Source organism: Albidovulum sp., assembly GCF_049646345.1.
Lineage (GTDB): Bacteria > Pseudomonadota > Alphaproteobacteria > Rhodobacterales > Rhodobacteraceae > Albidovulum.
In genome coordinates this window covers 1-7,078 of the sequence record NZ_JBARVQ010000363.1, presented here as the reverse complement: position 1 = coordinate 7,078, position 7,078 = coordinate 1, and the positions used below count along the sequence as shown (strand labels likewise).

General features: G+C 64.7%; 4 protein-coding genes and 1 pseudogene. All 5 read left to right on the top strand.

The features are described from left to right. The coding region (locus WBB85_RS09085; protein WP_432638302.1) for a hypothetical protein at positions 1 to 3,277 on the top strand (3,277 nt) is incomplete at its 5' end. Further along, positions 3,265 to 5,031, top strand: a complete 1,767-nt coding sequence (locus WBB85_RS09080; RefSeq protein ID WP_432638301.1) for a hypothetical protein — start codon at positions 3,265 to 3,267, stop codon at positions 5,029 to 5,031. The genes WBB85_RS09085 and WBB85_RS09080, both read left to right, overlap by 13 nt. After that, positions 5,028 to 5,591 carry an SCO family protein gene (locus tag WBB85_RS09075; RefSeq protein WP_432638300.1) on the top strand — a complete coding sequence of 188 codons (564 nt, stop codon included), beginning with the start codon at positions 5,028 to 5,030 and terminating at the stop codon, positions 5,589 to 5,591. Before WBB85_RS09080 ends, WBB85_RS09075 begins: the two co-directional genes overlap by 4 nt. Beyond that, positions 5,576 to 6,598, top strand: coding sequence for a c-type cytochrome (locus tag WBB85_RS09070; RefSeq protein ID WP_432638299.1), 1,023 nt, complete (start codon positions 5,576 to 5,578; stop codon positions 6,596 to 6,598). The genes WBB85_RS09075 and WBB85_RS09070 overlap by 16 nt, the downstream gene beginning before the upstream one ends. Positions 6,599 to 6,740: 142 nt before the next feature. Next, positions 6,741 to 7,078: pseudogene (locus WBB85_RS09065) on the top strand (transposase); the annotation flags it as partial.

Here is a 7,078-nt window from a genome sequence, read left to right as displayed (position 1 = left end):
GATCTATTGCGAGGCGAAGTGGCGGCTCAGCCCTTACATCCTCGACCAGAAATGCGGGGTGGCCGCGACCAAGGAATTCGCCGCCGACTTCGATGATCTGGACCGCGACACATGGTTCCTGTCGGGTGAGCTTGCGCCCGCCTGGATCGCGGGCGGGACGAACCGCGACGACGCCCACAAAGAGCGGTTCGCAGGTGATGCATTTGCCGGCACGGCAAATGAAGTGGAGGAACTCTTCAACCATCTCGTTTCATACCGGCAGCGGGCGGCGGGCATCCGGACAGCGCCGACTGACCCGACGGTTCCGACACTCGCCAGGCCGGTGGCGCCGCCGATCCGGCCCGAATCGATCTCGGTCGACCATCACGATCCCTATCTTGTGAATTACCGCGGGGCACCGATTCCGCTGCGGATCGGTGACAAGGTCGCAGGCACGGCCCCGTCACCCGATTGCAAGTTGCTGCCGATGGGCGTTCCCGGCGATCACGCCGCCGACGCGAGCGACGTCGCTGTCGCTTTGGATGGTGGCACATTCGGCGAATGTTCGGTCGACCATCAGATGACCGGCGCGCAGGGCGATATGGGAGAGGCGCTGCGGTCGGCCCTGCACGGTGACCCCGAAACCCCGATCCTTGAAGCCTATCAGGATGAACGGCTGGTGATCCGTCTTATCCAGGGCGCGCAGGAGGTCCAGCATACGTTCAACGTCGCCGGTCTCGCCTTCCGCCGGAACATCGATCAGGCCTTCCCGGCGGGCAAGCAACCGCTTGGCCTTTCGGATGAGCATAAGGACATGCCATCACTCCGCGACCGTTGCCTGGGCAATGTGGCACCGCTTGGTCCACCCGTGCCTGCGGCGCTGGACGGGCGTCCCGACGGATACAGGGCATGGCGCGACAGTGCCGAGGATCACACGTCACATCCGCAGTTCTGGCAGGACTTCGAGACGATCATCGCTGAATGCGATAACGTGGAAGGTTTCACATTCGCGCAGGAAATCGGAATCTCGGAGCATTTCGAGATGAACGGCAGCCTGCGCGCCGATATCCCCGTCAGCGTCGAGGCCGCAGCTTCCCCCGCGGCGAAAGCGCCAACGGGCGAGGTGCCGGACAGATCGTCTGACTATCTTTATAATTTCGGCTCCGTCGATGCGCTCTGGAACGGGGCCTGGGGTCTGGTGCGGATCTACAGCGATCCCGGCGCGCCCGACCCAACGACGGTTGCGGCCTTCAACGCCGAGAGCTCCGATATGCTCGATCTGACGCTTGCGGGTCTTCCCATCGGCGACCGGCTGGGCGAAGCCGGATCGTCGGCGGAAGTCGTCGGCGGCCAGCCGCTTCCGGTCGGCACCGGCGGCCTTGCCTGCCCCTATCCGGGCAAGGGCGAGCCGCTGCAACGGATTGTCGATGCCGTGCTCGCCGCGATAGAGACCCGGACTGTCTGGCCCTCCGGCAACGGCACCGACTATGGTGCGGGTCGCTATGACCCCGACGGGCTGATGTTGGCGCTTCTGTCTCCGGACGATCTCGGCATTGACGGCGGAATCTCGTCGGCCAACGGATGGGCGGACATAACCCGGCAACAGGTCATCGATGCCGTGGCCTTCCGCTATCGCCATGGCCCCCGGCCGATGACGCTCAGGGTGCAGGCGGGCGATTGTGTTCGGCTGCGTTACGTGAACGCGCTGACCACGACCGATGGCGGCCTTCGGGACAGGCTGGGCGATGCGGTATTGCCGCCCATCGTGCCCTTGAACGCCGATCCCTTTCCGCATGCGCCTGAACACGGTGGTAGCGCAGGCGGCCTGCAACCGGTCGGGCCCGACATGCGCCCCGGCGGCATCCGCCCGTCGGGTCAGGTGGCGCTCAGCGTCGGTCTGCCCGGCATGGACCTTATCCGCGATCTGCCGCTTGCCTATGGCTACGGCGCACCCGGCCTTGCCGTGGCGGCGGGCGATGACGTGACCGTCAGCCAGCCCTATCTCTTCTATGCGGGCCGGATGCGGCTCGACCTGCGCGGTGAGGAAGGGCTGCGGGACCTGGAAGGGACCATTGCGGTGCGTGTGGCGACGGAACTCGCCGCACTCAGCCCCGCCTGGTTGTCTGACGGGACCGAGGTATACCCGGCGGCGGGTGAAACCGGTTTCCTCATCCCCTTCGAAGTGCCATCGGACGGCGATGCGGTTTTCTCGGTCCTGGGCCGAAACTACGCCTTCACTCTGTCGCCTGCATCCCGCACGGGCCCCCTGTCGCAGCGTCTGTTCGATGCCGAGCCGCAGATAGACGGATCGCCCGACGGCCTTGCCGCGCTTACCGCAGCGGTGTGCGACGGGGCCGCTTGTCTCGATATCGATGCTGTCCGCAAGCAGCTTCTGGAGGCCGCGCGGCGCGCGGCGCTTGCGGAGTTGGACGCGCGGGTGCATTGGATACCTTACGCCTTCGGGGCGGTTCCAATTCGATCCACCTCGGATATCATCAGCCACGTGCAGCACGGGCTTTTCGGGGCCATCGATGTGGTGCCGCGCAACTGGACGCCTGTCGGCACGATGGGGCAGAAGATGGATTGCAAGGTTGTCGACCGATACGAGATTTGCGCCGCCCATCATGCCGAGGGCGCTGACCCGGTACCCGGAGATGGTGGTACGATGCTGTTCGACGCCGAAGGTCCGGACGGCACTGTCGAGCGGACACGGGAATTTGTCCTTTACTATCAAGACGGTCTGAATCTATGGGACGATGGCTCGCGCATTGTCTGGAACTGGGAGGATGGCGGCACTGCCGCAGTCGAAACCGATGGCACACGGGTCAAGATGGTGCCTGACTGCATCGTCTGCGATGACAGCTATGACCGGGGCGAAAAGGGCGTGAACTACCGCTCGCCCTCGTTTTCGCAAGGGTTGTCGGAACCGGCGGTCAGGGTCGAAGAAAGCGATGACCTCAATGCCTTCGTCTTCCCGCCGGACTACCTTGCCACACATCCGAACGCGCTGCGGCTGAATGCCTGCGAGGGTGAGCAGATCGTGGTCCGGGTGATCCATCCCGGCGGTCGTGCAAGGCAGCGTGCCTTCGCCGTGAACGGTTACAACTATGACGACCTCTTTCCCGGCTTCGGCTTCCCCCGGTCGGTGCTGCTTGCGCCTGGCAAGACTATGACCGCATGGCTGACGCCCAAGGCGGTGCCTGGCACCAGCATCTGGCATGACGGGCCGACGCATATCCGCGCGGGCGGTGTCTGGGGTCTTCTGGAGGTCGCGGAGGCGGAGCAATGCGACAACTGATCTGCGCTTTGCTGCTGGCGTTGCCCACAGCCGGATTGGCGCAGGAGTTGCAACCAGCCTTGTCCGGTATCGCAACGTTCACCCGCCTCGACGGCACGGTGCTGGGGCGACCGGTTCCCGGTGAGCCGTTCGAAGTGACTGTCAGGATCGAAAACCGTCTTGGCAACGATCCCCCCGCCGGGCTGGACCTAGCCGGATGGTTCAGGCCGGTTGAGGATGACAATCTGTCCTGCACGGAGGCGGCGCGCAGCTTTCTGGCTACGGGTCGGTTGCCGCGCGGCGCCCTGAAGCTGAACGGCATCCTGATCGGCACCGCCTCGGAAGACGGCGCCTTTACCATCGCGGACCCTGAGATCGACCTTGCCAGCGCCAACCTTCTGGGTGCGTCCCGCCTTGCGGAACCGGCCGCAAGCCTGACCGCCGACATTGACGGGCGGCGTTTTCTGGCCACTCTGACGGCGCGGGGTGAGGTGGTGTCGATCGCGGTTCCGACCGCCGATACGACTGTGCTAGCCGAAGGCCTATCGCGTCCGGTGAATGCCTTTGGCGCAGCCAACGGGGTGGTCTGGGTGCAGGAGGCGGGCACGGAAAGCCTGACACGGATCGCACAGGATGGCAGCCGGACCGTGGTGGCAACCGGCGTGCATGGGGTAGAGGTCTCGCCCCTGGGCGACACACTGGCGGTGGCGGGCCCGGCTGGCGCCTTGCTGCGTGGCGCGGTGTCGGGCAAGGTTCTGATCGCCACCCAGGCCCCGGCTGACCACGCCATACCCCTTGCCGATACTGACGACACGTTCGCCCTTGCCAGCTTGGCTGGTCAGCGCGTCGAAATCCGCTACACCGACGCGCCTGCGGACGCTATTTTGGTCAAGCTACCGGCTGGCGCGACCCGGCTTGCCGCCGGGGTAGAGGGGCGCTGGATACTTGCCCATGACCCGGCGACCGACGCCCCAATCATGTTGATTGATGTGGCCCGCGCGCGGGTGGTCCAGACGATTGCAACACCCGGCCCTGTCTCAGAAATCGCGTTTACCGATCGCGCCGCCTATCTGATGACCGCCGACCAGTCGCGGGTTGGCGTGCTCGACCTCGCAACGATCCGGCCCGACCGGGTGGCGCCCCTGCGCGAGGTCATGCTTGGGCAGGGGCGGCAAGTTCCGCTGACCGGGGCGGGCTATCTCGCGCCGCTCTGGCCCCAGCCCGGAATGATCGCGATCCATGCCGAGAGTTATACCGGTTTCATCATCCACGATTACAGCAGCATGGGCGATGCCCCGCCGATGAGTGCGATCCGTCTGCGCGGCGGAGTGCCGCGCCACGTTGCGGGGTTCGACCGCAGTTTCCGGCAAGTGGCGCCGGGCGTCTTCCGCACGACTGCCATGCTGCCCGGGCAGGGACAGTTCGAGCTGGTCACGACCACCGGCATCGGCGCGCTGTCCTTCTGCAAGGCCCTTCCCCCGACCGAAGGCACCGCAGCTGCGGTGGCGCCGGGGCGGCTCATGGCGGAACCCGCCGATGCACAGCATGTGCGCCTGAGCTTTCGCACCGAGGATGGCGCACCGGTCAGGGATGCAGTCTTCAGCATTCTGGTCAGTGCGCTCGCGACGCCGTGGCGGCACGCGGTGACGCTCAGATCGGATGCGCGCGGTCAGGCCGTGGACCTTTTGGCGCTGCCCAATGGCGGGCCCGTGATCATCGCCGCACAGGGCCGTGATGGCCATGCCTTTCACCCTTTGGTTCTGGAGCGCCCATGATCCGACGCAGTGTCCTGATGCTATCGCTTGCTGCCGCGCCTTGCCTTGCCGGTGACGTCACTGATGTGCCCGCCGAAACCCTTGTCCCCCCGGACCTTCCGGTTACCGACGCGACCGGCCACAGCGAAGGCTTCGTCACCCGGCTGAAACAGCGCGGCCCGGTAATCGTCAGCTTTTTCTATACTGGTTGCGAGTCGCTTTGCGACGTCACGAACGGGATCCTCTACGGTGTCGACCAGACGCTTCTGGAAGAAGACGGAACGCCGGTCACGCTGGTTAGTTTCAGCATCGATCCGTTCAACGACTCGCCCGAGGCATTGCGCAAGACTGCCGATCATTTCACCCCCAGCGACAACTGGCTGTGGCTGACGGCTGGGCTGAGGGGGACCGATCCGCTGATGGAGGGGATGGGTGTTGCATTCGACAGCATCCAGTCTCATGATCCGATGTTTCTTGTTGGGGATTTCTGTTCGTTCCGCTTCACCCGGATCGTCGGTCTGCCAGAGCCGGAGCAGTTGATCGCACTTGCGCAGAAAGTGCCCGAATGCGGGGCTGGCTGATCGCCGCAACGCTGGCTGCGACGCCGGTCCATGCCGAGACACCGGGTGCTGCGCTGTTCCTGCATGGCGAAGGGGCCAAGGTGGCGATCAGCGGCTCAGTGAGTTTGCCAGCGACACGGTTTTCTTGCGCGGGTTGCCACGGGGCTGATGGCGCGGGCCGGACCGAAGGCGGGACGGTCTTTCCCCCGATCCGATGGTCGACGCTGAACCTTTCCGGCTACGACGATCAGGCATTGATCCGTGCGCTGACGGAAGGGCTTGCGCCGGATGGGCGCGCCCTGTCTCGCTCCATGCCGCGTTTCAGGGCGACGGATGAGGTTTTCATGGCGCTCACCGATCACCTCCGAACGCTCGATGCCGCCGACGGAGTTACCGCGACCGAAATCCGCGTGAGGCCGAGTGGGGATGCAGAACTGGATGTCGGGTTCGCGGCGGCGATCGCCGTTTTCAACGATGAGGGCGGCGCCTTTGGTCGGAAGGTCGTGATGACAGAGGGCAACGATGCCGGGTTGGACCTTGCCGCATTTGCCCGCGATCAGGCAAAGCGGATGGAAACCGCGTGCCTTGCCGCGGCTCTCGCTGCGATCCGCGAGGACGGATACCAGACGGTGTCGCTCAGCGGAGTGGCGAACGGAGATGTTCTCTATCGTCTGCGCGCCGCGGGCCTCACCGCCGATCCTGCCGGCCAGGCGGTGCTGCATGTCGGGACAGAGAACGCGACGACGGGACCTGAACTGCCCCACTTCGGTTGCATCGACCAGCTTGGCCCGCTTGCGGAAAGACTGGTACGTGAAGGCGCCCGCGTGACGCTTGCAGTGCCCGACCGGCAAGCGCTCGGCTGGGCTGCCTCGTCGAAACGGACCGCCAGGGAGATGCACGGTTATGTCCTTGGCAACATTATTGGCCGCGCGGCGCTGGCCACCGGCCGCAATCTTACGTTGGCTGTCTTGACCGAATCTGCGGGCATTCTGCCAACTGCGACGGAACTGGTGCGGTTACCACGATGAAAAACCTCTGTCTGCCCAGTGCAGTCAGTCTGGTTTTCTTAAACATGTCCATTCGATCAACCGGAAATGCGCTGGGCCCTAGGCGGTGTTGACTAAAGGGATTCACAGGGCGGGTTGAACGTGATTCAAGCTGGTATCTGTGATGGAGATCAGCCTGGCACGAGACCTGATGTCGGACGAAGAATGGGCCTTTCATGAACGCTTCATCCTGACTATCCGCGCCCCGAACGGACGCAAACCCACGAGCCATCGTCTTGTTCTGGATGGGATTTTCTGGATTGCGCGCATCGGATCGCCCTGGCGCGACCTGCAGGAAGAGTTCGGCAAGTGATCCAGCGTCTACCGACAGTTCCGGCGCTGGCCCCTCGTGGGGCCCCGGGAGCAGATCATGGAGGCTCTGAACGAGAGCGGGCTGGTTCCAGACGCCTTTGAGATGATCGACAGCACCGTGGTCCGCGCCCATCATCCGCTGCCCGGCAA